Here is a 16,594-nt window from a genome sequence, read left to right on the forward strand (position 1 = left end):
TCAGCTAGAAACTTCGTTTGTTTAGGGGCTAAACTTGCCCAAAAACATATTACTTTAAATTCGTTTACTTCCCAGCAGAAATTCTCCCACCGGCGATTCTGCCAGGTAATTAAGTCCTGCCGCTTGGCACAGCCAGTCAGCATGACCGGCACCCAAGGCGCAGGGAGCTAGGTCCATGGCCGTAGCTACCAGGTACATGGTCTGGTACAACGCACCCACGTCTTTTAACATCAGAGCGTAGGCGATGGAGTTATACTTCCAGGACAGGCGCGGGAAGCGGGCGGTCAGGTTAATGACTACCTGCGCTTGGCACTGCTTAGCCGCGCTGCCCTCTGCTTGTTTGAGAATTAATCCGGTGCAGCGGTTTTCGCTGCAAAGTTTCGTTAGGCTGTGCCCAAGGGGGTCATAGTGGTATAAGCCCCGGTCCAGTCCGCGGCATTCCCCTACGGTCAGATAGATCTCTAGTTCGTGGCAGGCGCCCCCACCGGGATAGGGTCGGGCGCTGGCCTCGTACATGGCACCCCTTTCGGGATCAGCTGGCCGGATACCTTTGACCCGGGCAGCGCGGTATAAAAACTCACCGATTTGCTGGAGGGTGATCGCTTCCGGGGCGTAGTCCCGAATGGAATGGCGTTCTTCCAGCACCAAGGTGAAGGGATAGTCTTCTTCTATGAGATGTTCCAGATTTGGCTTGGCCAATTCGATGAGTTCTCCCTGCATCGAGGGCTTGCAAGCAGGCAGAGGTTCAATCCCCGGCCAGAAGCGGAACGTCGCTCCCAGCGGTTGATCCTGTCGGCCATCCCGGGTTCGGGTGTGAAATAAGAGGTCATGAAACTCCCACAGTCTCAACACTACGTCCCGGTCCTCCGGGATTCCGCCCTCTGCCTCGTCCGCCGGTTGAATCATCCCGGCCGCAGCAAACAACTGCAGCAACAGTTTGACGATCGCGGAGTCCGCTCCGGGAATGGCAGCACAAAGTTCCGGATAAGTGGCCGGGCGGGACAACAGGCCCCAAAGGGCCATACCCAACCAGCCATCAAGTTCCAGCCGCACAGGCTGAAGAGGGGTCTCAAGGACAGTTTTCTGGTTCAGGCAACGACTGTAAGCAAAGCGAGATAGCACAAATCGCTGGTCAGAGCCAATTTCTGAAAGATGAAAATTAAACCCTTGACCGATAACTACCAGCCTAGCCAGACTTTGCCCGTCTTCGAGCACCGACCAGGTGAGGAACCCCAGGCGGGCTAACTGTTCTATGTACTGGGGTAGATTAGACAAAAACCAGTCTTCTGCCCGGGCCATATCCTCCAGTTCCTCCTGGGTTGACCCGCCGGCGGCCAGCATCAGCAGGGCCTTGACCGTGCCGGGAGTTGTCTTTGACAGCGTCTGGGCTATGTAAGCGGATTTTAGTTCTACCCCGCCTCCCGGGGTCTCTTCAATACTAATCCCTTCTTTTAAACCAATTACGATCTTAGGCATAGCGGGATACCTCTTTCGGATTGTTGTTTTTTTATGCTTACAGCAACTACGGCATCTATGATTACTTAACCTATGAAGGATTAACACAATGGCATCCGGCTTTTTAGGCAGATCCCCCTCCACCTGCCACTTTATCCAATGCCTCATCGGAAAGTTTCTCTTCGGGCAGTGTCGGCAAGACAAGGTAAATCGCGTTGGCAGGCTGCTCAATTACCTTGTCTTCCAGGGCGGCCGGCAACCTGGAGCCTTCTTCACAACTCCATTCTAACTACATTACTAACCTAACACGGTCCACATCCAAACAGGCCACAGGAATTACAACACAGTATATTCAATTCGCCTCCGGCCACATTTTCCAATACTTCATCTGAAAGTTCATCTGACATTGTAGGCAAGACAAGGTAGAGCGCATTGGCGGGCTGCTCAATTACCTTGACTTCCAGGGCTTCAGGCAATTTGGAGCCCTCTTTCAGTTTGCCCATTTCTTTTTCCACCACGGCTTTGGGATCGGCGAGCAGTTCTTTACGGAAGCTCTCGTCCTTCAGGGCTCTGACTACTAGTTCATTCTGGAACTCTTGCCAGCTGGGCAGTTTTGGGGTGTTTTCTTCACTCATTTGTTTTTCCTCCAAAAAATTTTATTAACAACAATTAATAGTAAAACGAGAGTCCCCATCGGCCACATTTTCCAATGCTTCATCGGAAAGTTCATCAAGCATTGTGGGCAGGACAAGGTAGAGCGCATTGGCGGGCTGCTCAATCCCAACAACAGCCTCTTTCGCATGCATACAGACAACAGAAATCATACACTTCATTCCCTTGGCCTCCGGCCACATTTTCCAATGCTTCATCGGAAAGTTCATCTGAAATTGTGGGCAAGACAAGGTAGAGCGCATTGGCGGGCTGCTCAATCACCTTGACTTCCAGGGCTTCAGGCAATTTGGAGCCCTCTTTCAGTTTGCCCATTTCTTTTTCCACCACGGCTTTGGGATCGGCGAGCAGTTCTTTACGGAAGCTCTCATCCTTCAGGGCTCTGACAACCAGTTCATTCTGGAACTCTTGCCAGCTGGGTAATTTTTCTTCACTCATTATTTGTTTCCCTCCAAAACGTTTTATTTATTTGAAGACGTGTCTGTTTGAAATGAAACACGTATTTCAGCATTATTTTTTATTGGGTTCTATTGGGATTACATACATTAATACGGATGAACTTTAAATGTAGCTCAGGAAACATTTATTAAAGCCCTCATTTTTTTTATGGCCCGCACACAAAGAGTGGACACCGTGCTTTCGTTGATTCCCGTTATCCTGGCGATCTCCCGGTTGTTGAAGCTCTCGTAGTATTTGAGCGCTATTACATCCCTCTGCCGCTCATTCAATGAACTTAGGGCTTTGTAAAGCTCCCGCCAGTCATCATTTTCAATAAGCCGGCACTGTTCGTCAAAGTCTACGGTTAGGGCCTGCTCAGGAAAGGCTTCGTCGTCTATACTGGTTACCGTCCTGTTTTTGCGGTAAAAATCGATCAGGACATTGCGAGCTATGGTAAAAATCCAAGTATTAAAAGATGCTTTGCCCGATTCATAACTATTCAGATGCGAAATGACTTTGAGAAATATTTCACCGACTATTTCCTCGGTCTGTTCCTTGTGCAGCAGGCGGCAAAATATATAGTTATATATTTTAGAAAAATAGTCCTCATACATCCGTTCCAACTCTGATTCGTGGTTGAAGTCATACACCAAACATCACCGCCCCTCAACCCTTGACCAGATTTTTCTGACAGACACCTTTATACCCCGGGCAATCCTGGCAGAGGCAGTGATACGGGCAAATTGCTTCCGGTGCATTCCTGGAGGCTTGGGCCGCCGCCACCATCTCCAGATCATCATCGTCAAGGGCATCCGCTTTTTCTATCCTGGCTTTCCGGTATTCCTTTTTTAACTTTTTCAGCAACTTTTCCTTGATAGTAGATTCCTGTGAAAAGTCATACCTGGGGTTGTTAACCATAAATAATCACCATTGAAACAAATTTCAAATCTGGCAATAACATACGATCTTCATCCTTTCTTTCTCTACAATATTAACCGTTTCTTCAGGCCAAGTTTTCCCAGGATCTCATAGATTTGAATGTTAAAACATCTGCCAATCAATTCATCCAAAAACTGATTTTTTTATGTCTCTTAAGGCAGTACATCAGGCCGTTCTGTGAACTGCCTGATGTGCGTGCGTTGGTTTACTGCAGAACTTTTGACAACTCCCTTTTAACCCATGACCACAAGCGCTGATAGCACCAACACTGCCCCGGCAACCGCCATCAGCACGTTTTGAGACATTGATAAGCCATTGCAGATCATAGTAAATAGAACGGTAAGGCTGATTGTATGGGCCAGCAGGGCACCCTTGCGGTAACTTGGAGAAAAAAATAACGAAAAGTATTGCGCTGGCCAAGCGTAGTCAGCGTAAGATATGCAAAAGATGAGAGGGTAACGGATATATTCTTTATAAATATGTAGGAAGATGCCCTGCAAAGCGTAATAGAAAATAGTACATTATTAGACTCGGCCCGTGTCATAGCTTTTCTCCATCATAAAAATCATAGTTTACCTTTTGTTTTTCTATCAGTATGGAGTTCTGGTTGAGCTCCTTCAACATCTCATTCATGATACTTTTCATCTGCGCATCGGTAACATTAAAGAAGGTGTAGATAAGGCTGTTTTCTTTGGTAATCACACCTTTTTCATCCTTATACGCCCCCTCACCGTGGGTTAGGGTATAACCGTCAACATATTTGATACATATGGCAGAGGCCTTCTTTTCCGCTTCCAGGCTGTCGATGATCTGGGTATATGTATCCTTGTCATTCAAGCCGACATACAGGGTGTATTTGACCTCAGTATTGGCGGCCAGACCACCTCGGTCAGAAGCTGGAGCTGAACAGCCTGCGCACATAAGCAGCATAAGAATGCTAACGACAACCCCGGCTATAGTTCGTTTGTTCATCTCAACACCTTCTCCAGTAATCAGACGTCACAACCTTCACTTCCAGCGGCGGAGGAAAGTGGGGATTATACTCCTTACCGCCGCAACATAGGTGTTTTCCCCCACCGCGACATACCCAGCAATCCACTCCAACGGTTTAATCAGGCTCCCTCTCGGGAATATGGGGACCGCTTTGCCTGCGCTTGTCATAAGTACATCCTGACCGCCAAACACCTCTGCAAAGTTCCCGATTTCTCCAATAATGACAAAGTTCCCGCCCGGATACAGCTCTCTCATTTTTTTGACGGGACAAAACGGGATTTTGCTTTGACTGTTTCTTTCCGTGAAAATCCGAGTCTGGTTTGTTTGCGGATAAAGCCGGTAAAGCATGCCGATCACCCTTTTTCATTATACTTGAAAAATTGCCGGCAAAATGGAAATGGCGAAATTGACCCCCTTTTTCGCCGAAATTGGTATATAAAAATACCCTGCAAAGCATTTTGCAGGGTGGAGAATCCATGGATTATGATGAACGAATGGAGGAATCCGGCTGATTGCCGGCCTGACCTTCCTCTGCACCGCATGGATTGGGAAACGCGGCCATCAGGGTGAAAACCTTCCCGCTGTGTTCTGTTTTAACGAATCCCCCGCAGACTTCCACAACCTTTTTGATATTCTGCAGGCCTATTCCGTGGAATTCTCCGTTTTTGGTTGAAAGATAGCCCCCGTCTTGGATGTTCAGGCAACCGTTATAGGAATTTTCGATTTTCAAAAGCAGTTGGTCGTTGATGGTTCGCGCCTCCGCCGATAGGAACCGCGCATCCGGATTGTCCAGATTCCCGCACGCCTCGATTGCGTTTTCCAAGGCGTTGCCCAAAACGACACAAAGGTCGCTGTCGCTTATCGAAAGTTGTCTTGGGATGCTGCAGGCACAGTGAAACGGAATGCCGCCTTCCTTTGCCTTTAAAGAATAATATCCTAAAATGGAGTTAGCCACGATATTTTCGCAAAATACCGGAAGCGGATCGGTTTCGGTTTTTTCTGCGTATTCGCTCAAAAAACGTTCCAATTCAGCATAGCGTCCCTCCTCAGTCAGCCTCCTGATCACGCCGACAAAATGGCGGAGATCGTGCTTGATCCCGCGGATCTCGTTTATCTGCCCGCTTAGGGTATCATAATAGTCCTTTTGCATGGCAATCTGGCTCTTGGCCAGCGCCAGCCGGGAAGAAGATACCGCCAAATCGTTGTACACGTCCGCGGTACGCAAGGCGTAAACCAAGCTGAGGATCATCAGGTAGGCCGAAAGCGAAACCAGCAGGGTCAGCGACAGATTGAGATAAATATTGCCGTTGATATAATAGCAGTCAATGATCAACCCGGAAATGGCCAGGATAACGCCCCAGAAAATCAGCATACCGAACTTTTTCAGCTGGTGCCGCCCGAAGTAAACCTTAAAAAAGGAATATAACTCCAAAGCAAAGGTGGAGACGGGCAGCGGAATCGTCAGATACTGATTGTATATCCCGTGCGGGATGAACAGATACATGAGGTAGATCGCGGTATAATAAAGGAGAAAAAACCATTTTTCCTTTCGGGAAAAAGCGATCCCGAATTGCTCCTGGACCAGAAAAATCAAAAGGAATTTAAGCACGAAGGTGGCAAAAAACATCAGCTCGTTGGTGGCTTCATAGGAGAGATTAAAAAATACACCCCTCTGCCAGACGCTGTAAAACTCCGTGGTCAGCATGATGCGCAAGAGCACGAAAAAGATCATCGCCGGAAGCCACGCGGAGCGTATTCCCTTTCGTAAAGACAGCGTGTATAAAATGATCAGAGCAAAAAAGGAAAACAGCACGGTCCCGAACAGAATAAACCGGATAGTGTCTCGAGCGCTGACTTCTTGTACGGCTCGGTCGTAATCCTTTAAAACAGGGGCCATATACAATCCGGAAAACCGAGTGCTCGCTGCCTCGATCACCACCTGGTGCGCCTCTCCCGCGGATAGCGTCACCGGGTAGAGTTTCGCCTGGGGAACCGTAAAGATTTTCGGCGTATCCTTTGATACCATACCGCTTTCCGCAGCTAATACGCCATCGATGAAGACGCGGTACGCGCCGCCGAAATCCGGCAGGTAGACAGTGAGGGGACGGGGATAGTCAATCCCTTGCAGCGTAAGCCGATAGCTTGCGAACCCGCCCGCGGGCAGCCGGTTTCCGTCAATTTTGTACCTCGACCAATAATCCGGCACCCTGATAAGAAAATCCGACTTGACATCCTGCTGCGGTTCGGAGACAATCAGGCGGTTCCAATAAAATTCCCACTTTCCGTCCAGAATGATTGTCCGGACAGGGGAAAGCCGCGTTAGATTGATGCTTCCGCCTGCCGCTGTCGGAGCGCCGGTCAGGTTATGGTAAAACAGGGTATATATAACCGGCAGATGGCTAAATAGGATCGCGAAGATCAGCCCCGAGATCAGATAGGCTTTCGTATGCTTTGATTCCTTCATCCCCATTGTCCTCTGCCCATATGAGAAAATAAGGATGCGTAATATTGATCTTTGGCATGTTTCAAATGCTTTTTGGAAATACCGATCACAACCTGTCCGACACGGAAGTGATTTTCCCCCAATTCCGTGACGTAGAAAGTATTGACGATAAAGCTCTGGTGGCAACGGATGAAGGACTGCTCAGGCAACTCTTTGGCAATCCCGTCCAGTTTTCCGTAGCACTGCAAGGTGCTTCCGTCTGCCAGATGAAACAAGATGAGTTTGTCGCGGCTTTCTATATAGAGGATATCGCGGCAGTCCACGCTGTACACGGTCGATTTGTAGCTGAAGCGGATTTTATGGCTGCGTTCCCTGCAGATCTCATCGATGGCGCGATCCAGCACACGATACAATCGTTCCCTGTCGAATGGCTTCAGAAGATAATTGAAGGCGAATACCTCATACGCCTGCGGATAATGCTCTTTGCTCGACGAAATGAAAATGATTTTGAGATCCTTTCTCTCGACGCGTAGTCTCTGCGCCGTCTTTACGCCGTTGATTCCCGGCATATAGATATCCAAAAAAAGGATGTCGGCGAAGAGGCTGGAATCTCGGAATTCATCGATCAGCGTTTCTCCGTTTGTATAGGTGATAATCTCAAAAGAAGGGTCGTATGTATAAAGAGCACTTGACAACAACTCGATATCCTCCACTGTGTCATCGCAAATGGCAATTTTAATCGGCATAAAACCACCTCCCTGCAAAGTAAAAAATTCCATTCCCCAGTACTTTTTAAAGCTGCTGTTTTTCATTTCCGTTGTTCTTTGGCAATCCTGATGGAAACTGCCGGCATTTCAAATTTGCTGCGGCGTTTATTCTCGTGCATAACTTCACATAAATTACCATATTCTCCGTCAGTTGCCAAGGTATTAACATCCATCACTCCTAATCAATAAAATTAACAGAGATAACATGGAAATTCCACCCACAGCAGCCATTAAAGGAAAGGCAGACATCTTCATTCCTAAACTGATCATCCAAAGCAAAACTAATTCACTCAGTACAACTGCCGACAGCAACAAGTATTCTATAGGGAAATCTGACTTTCCCATCCCTTTTTTAGGGCATCTTTCCGGTAACGTAATTTTCAGAGTGCTTTCCTCAGAGGTAAGAACAATAAAAACCGGCAAACCAATAAGAATTGAAAACCCTAAATCGTTAAAGAAAATAATCCAAAAAACAGACGGAATCCACATACCAAACAGTACATCCAAACCACAGGCAATGATTATGGCGGTAGCAAGGGCGGCCAGAGCAGCAATTAAAATGAATTTGACAATATTTTTAGAGCTTTTTACATTAGGAGTTTCCCTCTTCTTTGTGATATGCCAAAGCTTATAAGGCAGATAAGCAGCTATGAAATTACCAATGAAGCCAAGCGCAGAAGCTTGGGAAAAGGTTCCGAAACCATCGGCAATCAGGTTGCCCAGAGCACAGCCCCATGCTCCGGCAGGTCCAAGCAAGAGTCCTGCTACAATCGGTACTGCATTGACAGGGCGTACCTCGGTAAGGCCTTTGATAAGTACCATAACCTTAAAGGGTACAGCCATCCCGATAAATATTAAGGCACATATAACGATTTGCAGTAATTTCTCTTTGGACTTAAAAGGTGAAAAGATCTCCTTCATGTCAGCCTCCATGAGTTGAATTAGCCAAAGGTATCCCTTGATCAAGCCTTTTTCTTCTATTTAGAAAGTTTGTACCTGCAAAAATGGCACCCACAATAATGAATACAGCACCAACCATTTTTCCATTTGTCAAGACTTCTGTCTGCCCAAAAGAGTTTGGAATAAGTAAAGCCAACCCCAGGGTTACTACCGGCTCTGTAGAGGAAATAACGGTCACGGCAATAGGGGAAGCATATTTCTGAGAATACATAAGCATGATATAAGCGTAAGCCTTAGCAAAAAAAGCTAAAAGAAAAATATTGGCAAGAATTTCATTGGTATACGTCAACGTTAAAAAGGTTTTTGGTTCCTCAATGAACCACAAAACAAAGCCGATAATTGCCGTAAAAAACATCTGCCCGATCCCCAGCAGCAGGGGATCACTCTTTTTAGTAAAACTGTCAACGATTATTATATATACGGCCATAAAAAAGCAGGCAGCCGCCATCGCAAGAACACCATAATCAAGGGAAGCTCCTAGTTTTATACCGCTGGTGAAAACAAGCCCGGTTAAAATGAGCGTAATGCCCACTAAATTGTTTCGGCTGGGTCTTTGCTTAAATAAAAGCAACAAAAGGGGTACAAATACAATAGTTAAGGAGGAAATGAAACTGGCCGTAGAAGCCGGTATCCGAGTAATGCCTATCCTTTCAAAAATCAGATTAACGCAGATAATAGCTGCAATGACCAGGCTTCTTTGCAGGGTCTTCAGATCAAACTCTTTCAGTTTTTTAAAAAACACAATGCCCACGATGATGCTGGCAACGCCTGTCGTCATTGTCAAATAGGCAAAAGGTGACATAGAAGCGGGGATATTCTTGCTAAAGATATAAGATGAGGCCCAGCAAAGAGTGATGGAGAATAAAATAATATTTGACTCAGTACGTGTCATTGCTTTACACCCTCATAAAATTCGTCATTGACCGTTTGTTTTTCTATAAGTATTGATTTTTGATTGAGTTTTTTCAGCACCTCATCCATGATGGCTTTCATTTGCTGGTCGGTGACAGAGTAAAACTCAAATACAAGACTGTTCTCATGAACTAATATACCTTTATCATCCTTATACGCGCCCTTAGCGTAAAGTTCCGTAAATCCATCCACGTATTTTAAGGCGATATCACTTACCTCCTTCTCAGCTTCCTCATAAGAAATAAGCTGTGTGTACTTATCCTTGTCATTTAAGCCAATATACATGGTGTATTTAGTAGTCTGATTTGCCTGTGGCTCTTGTTGCGCTGCACAGCCGGAAAGAAAAAAACACAACCCAATGACAATGACCCCAACAACTGAAACAAATACTTTTTTCACAATTTTAAACATCCCCTATTCATTCACTGAAACCTGCCGTCCCTGCAGATTAATATCGGCAGTTTTTTCACATCCGTTATCATTGCTCCGCCTTTAGTAAAGGCAATATTCCTTCCTATGCCCTGATAGCCCTTCTGATTATGCAGTGCTGCAGCAATTTTTGCCGGATCATTTGTATCCAGCTTTACGGCTGTGTCCACGACAAGGCGCAGCATGTCATAACCCTGTACAGCCCATATATCGGCCTCTTTGCCGTATTTTTTCCTATATCGCTCTTTAAACTCTTTCAGTTTTTGGCTGTCTTCAATAACCAAAGTCGATGGCACAGCCATTCCCTCAGCAATTGCCTTGTTCTCCGCAAGCGCATTAGCACTGTCGAAAATAGGCTCTCCTATAACGGCTATCTTCGCATCTCTGCTGCGAAGCATTTTCAGCACTTCAAAGGCACGGTCAAGACCATACTGAGAAATAACCACACAATCCACATTCAAGGCCTGCCAGCGGCTGTAGATGTTGTCAAACTCATTTTTCGAAGCAATGGACGGTACATAATCCACGACTTTTGTCCCAGTATTTAACAGGTCAAGTTCAAATGCTGTAACAAGTTCTTCCTGGGACTGATTGCCGTTGTGATAAATGGCAATTCGTTTGTAACCTTTTTTAACAGCATACTCTGCCATTGCCTTGCCTAAGTCGGAAAAGGCCGGGATACCATTTAGGACATAGGGATTGTCTTTGGTAAAAAGGCTGTCGTAAGCTCCGTAGGGAAATAACACAAGCTTTCCATTTCCAGCCAGTATATCTGCTGTCGTTTTAGAGACATCAAAGTTTTGCAAATTAAATACTGCAGTTACAGTCTCATCTTCAGCTGCTTTTGTTGCCATTTCTACTCCGGTTTCGTATAAATCTTTATCATCAATAACCGAAGTTATGATCTTGAACCCCTTGCCGGAATACTCGGTGTTTGCCTCCTCCACAGCCAACTGCACGCCATTATAAAACGCTCCATCGGCTTTCAGCCAAGCTGCGTCGGCTAATACCGGAATATTAAGCTCACGTTCACTGCTTTTTTCCTTCTGACTGCATGATGTCGACATAAAAATCAATACCACTAATAAACAGATGTTCAACAGCTTTTTCATAGTGGCCTCCTTCTCTTAGCTAGCTGATCTGTCTTTGGGCAAACTCATAAAACAAACCCTTTCTCTCCATGAGCTCCTCAAAGCTGCCCTCTTCTGCAATTTTACCTTTGTTCATTACAATGATCCGGTCACAATTTTTAACGGTTGAAAGACGATGAGCTATGACAATTCTGGTACACCCAAGCTGATCCAGGCTATCGGCAACATGTTTTTGAGTAATGTTGTCAAGAGCGCTGGTCGCCTCGTCAAAAAACAGGATTTTAGGGTTAGATACAAGCGCCCTGGCAATGAGGATTCTCTGCCGCTGTCCGCCTGATATGCCGCCGCTGCCCTCGCTGATCAAGGTATGCATACCCATAGGCATAGCCTTGATCTCATCCTCCAGGCCTGCCATACGAGCTGCCTTCCATGCATCGTCAAGGGTACTCCAAGGCGCAGTAATAATAATATTGGAAAATATATTCTCGGTAAACAGCTTGCCGTTTTGTAAGGCCACACCAATACATTGACGCACAGAACGTACGTCAAGGGTTTCCAAATCATACCCATCAAAATACACTGCACCCTCCTCAGGCTTTTCAAAGCCCAGCAATAAGCGCATGAGAGTCGATTTACCACAGCCGCTTTGGCCGACGACACCGATATATTCACCCGGCTTTACCTTCAAACTAAGATTATCAAGGATAATGGGTCCGTCAGGACTGTAGCGAAAAGAAACATTGGATACTTCCATAGTACCAGAAAGGGAGGTAACGCTCTTCTTGTTTTCATCTATTTCCGGTATCGCCTCAAAGATAGGCTTCACCATTTGTAAAAGCGGCTTGATGTTGGCAATAGTCAGAACGATGCCGGCTAACGACATGATTGCTCCGCTGACAGCGCCATAAGCGGTGCTGAAGGCAATATAATCGGCGGGCGCTATTTTGGTCGTTCCTGCCACATAGTAAAGAAGTAACGTACCCCCTAACGTAAGGGCTCCTGAGATCGCCGTTTTAAGTTTTAAAAAAAGGGGCGGCGAAAAAGTAAATCGTGCTGTTTCTTTGTAATCGGCTGCCCACTTGGCAAAGGCACGCTTTTCAGCCCCCGCAAGCTTCACCTTTTGTACGCCGCTAAAAAGTCCAAAAACTAAACCATTTAATTTTGCGGACAGCTTCATCTGCTTGTCGTATAGTCTCTGCTGGAAAATTGCTGTCAGAATTGTAACCGCCAGCATAGCAAAAATAATCAATAGACCCGGCCGAACAAGCGTTGGAGCATAGTTAACCATTTGAAAAATATATACAAAGGAAAAGAGTGCTGAAAGCAGTGTAGTCAGTACTGTATCCGAAAGCAATGAGCAGAGTTGATTTATACTCATAGCCCGAGAACTCAACTCTCCTGCCGAAAAATCCTTAAAAAATCCTGCGGGCAGGGAAAATATCCTTGCCATAGCTGCACTTTGCACAGACAGGTTAATCTTATCCCGCAGCCGCATTAAAACAAGGCTCCGGGTTATGCCAAACAAAGAGGACCCCACAGCCGCTCCTGCCAACAGAGCTGCTACAGGCAGCACATCGCTTTTAGTACCGCTCGGAATCACACTATCGAAAATTTGTTTGTTCATATACGGTGTGAAAAGTCCCAATAAACTAACGAGCAGACTGGCCCCAAATACTAAAGCAAAATCTGAAGAGGCCACTGAGTGCAAAAAAAAGCGCACTAAATCCAAGACGTTAAGTTTTTTAGCAGGCAAGGCAGGATAAAAGCAATAGGCCTCACTATTCAGTTTTGGTGCAGTTTTTCTATTAACCTTTACCCGTTTCCCTAACTCCGCATCAAAGAACACATAGCCCGAAGGAAAGGTCGGCAGGATAGCCACCACATCCTCAGCTTTAGTACTTCCCAGCAAAGGACCGGCAGTATTTTTCCACCACTTTCCAGTCAATTCCACCCGCCTTCGCATCACTCCGGATGGACGAAGCATATATTCGAGGCGAGCGTTCATATCATCTATTTCCTCTGGTACCTGCGGAACCTTCACACCAAGAGAAGACAGAATCTCTTCAATTGCACCCTGCACAGCCTTCTTTTTTTCTTCAGGTGAAGACTTTTCTTTGCTATAGCCAACGATCGAGGCCAGGTCTGAAAAGGCTTTTTCCATTGCCTGATGATCATTTTCTAAACGTTTTTGAAATTGTTCACTAAAAGCCACTAGTTTCACCTCCTCAGTTAATTACTGATCAGTGTGGCATATTTGCCGCCCATTAACATCAGTTCTTCATGCCGGCCGCGCTCAGCAACCTTACCTTTGTCTAAAACGATAATTTCATCGCAATCCCGAATTGTAGAGAGTCTGTGCGCGATAATAATCAGACTGATTCCTCTTGCTTTGACCGTTTCCATAATATGCTGCTCAGTCTTAGTATCCAGGGCACTCGTAGCTTCATCCAAAATCAAAATCGAAGGTTCCTGGGCGAGAGCTCGGGCAATTTCAAACCTCTGCTTCTGACCACCTGAAAAATTCTTCCCACCCTCTTTGATCACGTGAGCATATCCGCCCTGACGCTGCATAATATCTTCATGAATCTGAGCATCCTTGCAGGATGTAACAAGTACAGCTTCATCTATCGACTCATCCCACATTGTGATATTATTCATAATCGTATCTTCAAAAAGTACGACATCTTGATCCACTACGGCCAGTGAGCTTGTGAGAATACCCCGGTTAATTTTATCTCTGGTTAGTCCGTCAAAGCGGATTTCCCCTGACCAAGGACTGTATAAACCGGAAATAAGTTTGGCCAGAGTTGACTTGCCGCTGCCGGAGCCCCCAACAAAGGCAACGCTCCCGCCCGGCTTAAGGTTAAGTGAAAAATTCTCCAGCAAGGGCGGTGACAGCTTGTTGTACCCAAAGGTAACATTTTCTAACTGCATTTCACCGGAAAGCTTTACAAATTCTCCATTTTCGTTCGGTAATTCTCCGTTATCAGAATCAGAAACATCCGTCGGATAATTCATCACATCTTCCACACGCTCCATCTGGGAACGCATTTCGATAAAAGCTTGTCCTACCTCCACGAGCTGATTGACTGGCGTGAGGAAAGAAGATAAAAATCCCTGGAATGCTAAAAGCATACCAATCGTAAACTCACCATCTAAGATCAAATAAACCCCAATCATCAGAACGCAGATATTCGCTGCTTGCTGTAAAAGAGAAGGAATCATTCCATAAAACTGATTTGCTTTGGCGAAAACAATTTGGGCATTGCTCTGTTTGGCAAAGTAACCTGCCCAGCGTTCAAAAAAACCGTTTTCAGCACCCGAGGCTTTAATACTTTCCATCATTTCAAAACCAGACATGGTTATACCCGACAACTTACCGACGTCACGCTGCATCACCCGACTCATATCAACGCGTTTTTGGGATATGAAACGCAAAACCAGCATATTAACAAGCGCGGCTCCGATACCTACCAAGGATAAAATCACGCTGTAGCGAAGCATCACACTTAGGTAAAACACCAGCAAGCATACATTCATAAATATGGGAGCCAACTGACCAATCAAAGTAGAGGCAATATGTTCGTTGCTTGCCTGTCTGGAAGCGATATCCCCGGCAAAACGCTGAGAAAAAAAATCCACCGGCAAGCGCAGCACATGCCACATAAAAGAAGCATTGGCCTCTATAGCCAGCTTGCCTTCAATTTTCAGCCAATATATGCCCTGAATGCCCGCTATCACAAACTGAAAGACCAAAGTTAGGGTCATAGCGATAATAAACAGCGACAGCCACTCGGGATTTTTACCGGATAAAATATGATCCATAAATACTTTGGTAAAAAGCGGAGTTATCATACCGATTCCTGCTGTCAAAATCCCAGTGAGGATAACAAAGGCAAAGGCAGTCGCCGTTCCGCGCAGCCGCTTTTTAGCAAAGCCCAAGACGCTTTTTGGTTTGCCCTCAGCCACGAAGCTCTCCGTTTTCTCAAAGCGCAAAACAATGCCGGTGAAGGATTGATCGAACTCTTCAAAGGAAACTTTAACAGTTCCCCTAGCCGGATCGTTCAATATCACCTTATCCTTTGTAAAACCGTTAAGCACTACAAAATGGTTAAAATTCCAATGGATTATAGCCGGTAAGACAATATTCCGCAAGGCCGACGGCTCCATTCGGTAGCCCGCGGCTTTCAAGCCATACGCTCGTGCAGCTTTCAAGATATTTTTAGCACTGCTGCCATCACGAGATACGCCGCAATCTGCCCGTACCTGCTCTAAAGGCAGCCATTTGCCATAAAAAGCCAGAATCATACAAAGAGAAGCCGCTCCACATTCGAGAGCCTCCATCTGCATAATTACCGGCACCTTGGCTATTTTGGGCATTGATTTCACCTGCCTTTTTTAAACTACAGCAGATTTCTTCTCCTTAGCTGTTTCTTAATTGCAGAAAATAATTAAAACACTAATTCATAAGGCTTGTAGTTTTTAATTACAATAACCATATTACAATCCGTTCCAATGGTAAGCTGTAAATTCTCCCCTTTGGGGTTAGACCATTTAATTTTGTTAGGGGAATCAGGATCAATCGTGAGGTTTACCCGTAATTCGACACTATTTTCTTTAGGCAGCAACCCCTCGGCGTATTGCTGACTTCCGACTGCTGATAACACATCCGCCTCAGATACCGGATAAGTGCCGATGTTGGTAATATTCCCAAGCATATAACCATATTCCTCCCGAGGAGCAAAATCAGGAGAAACCTGTACTTCCATTCCTTCTTTAAGCTTTTTAGCAGTAGAGGCAGGAATGTAGCAGATAATTTGCTTATCATTAGCGTATTGCTCCTGTTTAACTATTCTGGCAACAGCTTCGGTGGCAGATACTGTTTCGTTGACAGTCTTAGCTGAGAGAACAATTCCCGAGACAGGTGATACAACAAGAGAGCGGCTTTCATATTCGTTATCGAGAGCGGAAATACTTTTTTCATCCGCCCGGGCGTTACTTTTTAGTTCTGTCACTTGCTTGATAATATCCTCTTGAGGTATGACGGCGATAATCTGTCCTGCTTCCACAAAATCCCCCACCTTAACCCGCATATCGCTAATACGTCCACCTGAGGCAGGTATGACCGAAGTAACCCCATTTTGCGGGAATATCACACCATTCGCCTTGACACTGTCAGGAATACTTCCGTAAAACCCCCAAAAAACCACGGCAATCAAAAGTGCCAGACAGCCCAAAAGTACGCTCCATATTCCTGGACTGGTTATCTTTATGTATTCATTCAACCGTTCAGGCGAGGATAGGCGTTCTAAAGATGATTTTCTGAAGATATTGTTTTCCATCTGGTTCCCCCCATCTTTTTGTCGTTATATCAATTCCGGACGCTTCGCCTACACGTCGGCAGACTGTCTAAAAGATATGCTTTTCGTTTTTATTCGACAAACCCCATAAATTCCCTTCATTTCTAAATATTTTTTCCTTTAACCTTATGATATCCA

Annotated in this window: 19 protein-coding genes; all 19 read right to left on the reverse strand. The window is 45.6% G+C overall.

Features of this window, described 5'->3' with window-relative positions:
- Positions 1-54: 54 nt before the first annotated feature.
- The gene (locus tag DESOR_RS18125) at positions 55-1,623 is read right to left on the reverse strand and encodes a SagB family peptide dehydrogenase (protein ID WP_085929338.1); all 1,569 of its coding nucleotides are present in this window, start codon (positions 1,621-1,623) and stop codon (positions 55-57) included.
- On the reverse strand, positions 1,580-1,714 hold the full coding sequence (locus tag DESOR_RS30705) for a hypothetical protein (protein ID WP_282434382.1): 135 nt from the start codon (positions 1,712-1,714) through the stop codon (positions 1,580-1,582). Before DESOR_RS30705 ends, DESOR_RS18125 begins: the two co-directional genes overlap by 44 nt.
- Positions 1,715-1,757: 43 nt before the next feature.
- Positions 1,758-2,090: an NHLP leader peptide family RiPP precursor gene (locus DESOR_RS18130; RefSeq protein ID WP_014186035.1), complete on the reverse strand. Its 333-nt coding sequence runs from the start codon at positions 2,088-2,090 to the stop codon at positions 1,758-1,760.
- Between the two features lie 24 nt (positions 2,091-2,114).
- Positions 2,115-2,261, reverse strand: a complete 147-nt coding sequence (locus DESOR_RS28990; protein ID WP_242832350.1) for a hypothetical protein — start codon at positions 2,259-2,261, stop codon at positions 2,115-2,117.
- Positions 2,230-2,562 (reverse strand): NHLP leader peptide family RiPP precursor, encoded by a 333-nt coding sequence (locus DESOR_RS18135; protein ID WP_014186037.1) that lies wholly within the window; start codon positions 2,560-2,562, stop codon positions 2,230-2,232. Before DESOR_RS18135 ends, DESOR_RS28990 begins: the two co-directional genes overlap by 32 nt.
- 134 nt (positions 2,563-2,696) lie before the next feature.
- Positions 2,697-3,212 (reverse strand): RNA polymerase sigma factor, encoded by a 516-nt coding sequence (locus DESOR_RS18140; RefSeq protein ID WP_014186038.1) that lies wholly within the window; start codon positions 3,210-3,212, stop codon positions 2,697-2,699.
- A 16-nt stretch (positions 3,213-3,228) separates the two neighbouring features.
- A complete protein-coding gene (locus DESOR_RS18145; protein ID WP_042331389.1) occupies positions 3,229-3,480 on the reverse strand; it encodes a hypothetical protein in 252 nt (83 codons plus the stop codon).
- A gap of 561 nt (positions 3,481-4,041) precedes the next feature.
- Positions 4,042-4,473, reverse strand: coding sequence for a DUF3574 domain-containing protein (locus tag DESOR_RS18150; RefSeq protein ID WP_014186039.1), 432 nt, complete (start codon positions 4,471-4,473; stop codon positions 4,042-4,044).
- 36 nt (positions 4,474-4,509) lie between these two features.
- Positions 4,510-4,749 carry a hypothetical protein gene (locus DESOR_RS18155; RefSeq protein WP_242832351.1) on the reverse strand — a complete coding sequence of 80 codons (240 nt, stop codon included), beginning with the start codon at positions 4,747-4,749 and terminating at the stop codon, positions 4,510-4,512.
- Between the two features lie 226 nt (positions 4,750-4,975).
- Positions 4,976-6,958: a sensor histidine kinase gene (locus DESOR_RS18160; RefSeq protein WP_014186041.1), complete on the reverse strand. Its 1,983-nt coding sequence runs from the start codon at positions 6,956-6,958 to the stop codon at positions 4,976-4,978.
- Positions 6,955-7,749 carry a LytR/AlgR family response regulator transcription factor gene (locus tag DESOR_RS18165; protein ID WP_242832352.1) on the reverse strand — a complete coding sequence of 265 codons (795 nt, stop codon included), beginning with the start codon at positions 7,747-7,749 and terminating at the stop codon, positions 6,955-6,957. The genes DESOR_RS18160 and DESOR_RS18165 overlap by 4 nt, the downstream gene beginning before the upstream one ends.
- Positions 7,746-7,880, reverse strand: coding sequence for a hypothetical protein (locus tag DESOR_RS30710; protein ID WP_282434383.1), 135 nt, complete (start codon positions 7,878-7,880; stop codon positions 7,746-7,748). Before DESOR_RS30710 ends, DESOR_RS18165 begins: the two co-directional genes overlap by 4 nt.
- Complete coding sequence (locus DESOR_RS18170; protein WP_014186043.1) at positions 7,867-8,625, reverse strand: QueT transporter family protein; 759 nt, start codon at positions 8,623-8,625, stop codon at positions 7,867-7,869. Before DESOR_RS18170 ends, DESOR_RS30710 begins: the two co-directional genes overlap by 14 nt.
- A gap of 1 nt (position 8,626) precedes the next feature.
- A complete protein-coding gene (locus DESOR_RS18175) occupies positions 8,627-9,556 on the reverse strand; it encodes a DMT family transporter (protein WP_014186044.1) in 930 nt (309 codons plus the stop codon).
- A complete protein-coding gene (locus DESOR_RS18180; RefSeq protein ID WP_148265290.1) occupies positions 9,553-9,987 on the reverse strand; it encodes a DUF3574 domain-containing protein in 435 nt (144 codons plus the stop codon). Before DESOR_RS18180 ends, DESOR_RS18175 begins: the two co-directional genes overlap by 4 nt.
- Before the next feature lie 11 nt (positions 9,988-9,998).
- Positions 9,999-11,117 carry an ABC transporter substrate-binding protein gene (locus tag DESOR_RS18185; RefSeq protein ID WP_014186046.1) on the reverse strand — a complete coding sequence of 373 codons (1,119 nt, stop codon included), beginning with the start codon at positions 11,115-11,117 and terminating at the stop codon, positions 9,999-10,001.
- A gap of 19 nt (positions 11,118-11,136) precedes the next feature.
- Positions 11,137-13,308: an NHLP bacteriocin export ABC transporter permease/ATPase subunit gene (locus DESOR_RS18190; protein ID WP_014186047.1), complete on the reverse strand. Its 2,172-nt coding sequence runs from the start codon at positions 13,306-13,308 to the stop codon at positions 11,137-11,139.
- 17 nt (positions 13,309-13,325) lie between these two features.
- The gene (locus DESOR_RS18195; protein WP_014186048.1) at positions 13,326-15,476 is read right to left on the reverse strand and encodes an NHLP family bacteriocin export ABC transporter peptidase/permease/ATPase subunit; all 2,151 of its coding nucleotides are present in this window, start codon (positions 15,474-15,476) and stop codon (positions 13,326-13,328) included.
- 71 nt (positions 15,477-15,547) lie between these two features.
- Positions 15,548-16,438, reverse strand: coding sequence for an HlyD family efflux transporter periplasmic adaptor subunit (locus DESOR_RS18200; RefSeq protein ID WP_014186049.1), 891 nt, complete (start codon positions 16,436-16,438; stop codon positions 15,548-15,550).
- Positions 16,439-16,594 lie beyond the last annotated feature (156 nt).

The sequence above is a fragment of the Desulfosporosinus orientis DSM 765 genome, from assembly GCF_000235605.1.
Classification (GTDB): Bacteria; Bacillota; Desulfitobacteriia; order Desulfitobacteriales; family Desulfitobacteriaceae; genus Desulfosporosinus; species Desulfosporosinus orientis.

Coding starts and splice junctions, on each gene's coding strand:
- DESOR_RS18125 (WP_085929338.1), bottom strand. CDS start 1,623: ATGAGGCATTGGATAAAGTGGCAGGTGGAGGGGGATCTGCCTAAAAAG.
- DESOR_RS18130 (WP_014186035.1), bottom strand. CDS start 2,090: ATGAGTGAAGAAAACACCCCAAAACTGCCCAGCTGGCAAGAGTTCCAG.
- DESOR_RS28990 (WP_242832350.1), bottom strand. CDS start 2,261: ATGCATGCGAAAGAGGCTGTTGTTGGGATTGAGCAGCCCGCCAATGCG.
- DESOR_RS18135 (WP_014186037.1), bottom strand. CDS start 2,562: ATGAGTGAAGAAAAATTACCCAGCTGGCAAGAGTTCCAGAATGAACTG.
- DESOR_RS18145 (WP_042331389.1), bottom strand. CDS start 3,480: ATGGTTAACAACCCCAGGTATGACTTTTCACAGGAATCTACTATCAAG.
- DESOR_RS18150 (WP_014186039.1), bottom strand. CDS start 4,473: ATGAACAAACGAACTATAGCCGGGGTTGTCGTTAGCATTCTTATGCTG.
- DESOR_RS18155 (WP_242832351.1), bottom strand. CDS start 4,749: ATGAGAGAGCTGTATCCGGGCGGGAACTTTGTCATTATTGGAGAAATC.
- DESOR_RS18160 (WP_014186041.1), bottom strand. CDS start 6,958: ATGAAGGAATCAAAGCATACGAAAGCCTATCTGATCTCGGGGCTGATC.
- DESOR_RS18165 (WP_242832352.1), bottom strand. CDS start 7,749: ATGAAAAACAGCAGCTTTAAAAAGTACTGGGGAATGGAATTTTTTACT.
- DESOR_RS18170 (WP_014186043.1), bottom strand. CDS start 8,625: ATGAAGGAGATCTTTTCACCTTTTAAGTCCAAAGAGAAATTACTGCAA.
- DESOR_RS18175 (WP_014186044.1), bottom strand. CDS start 9,556: ATGACACGTACTGAGTCAAATATTATTTTATTCTCCATCACTCTTTGC.
- DESOR_RS18180 (WP_148265290.1), bottom strand. CDS start 9,987: ATGTTTAAAATTGTGAAAAAAGTATTTGTTTCAGTTGTTGGGGTCATT.
- DESOR_RS18185 (WP_014186046.1), bottom strand. CDS start 11,117: ATGAAAAAGCTGTTGAACATCTGTTTATTAGTGGTATTGATTTTTATG.
- DESOR_RS18195 (WP_014186048.1), bottom strand. CDS start 15,476: ATGCCCAAAATAGCCAAGGTGCCGGTAATTATGCAGATGGAGGCTCTC.
- DESOR_RS18200 (WP_014186049.1), bottom strand. CDS start 16,438: ATGGAAAACAATATCTTCAGAAAATCATCTTTAGAACGCCTATCCTCG.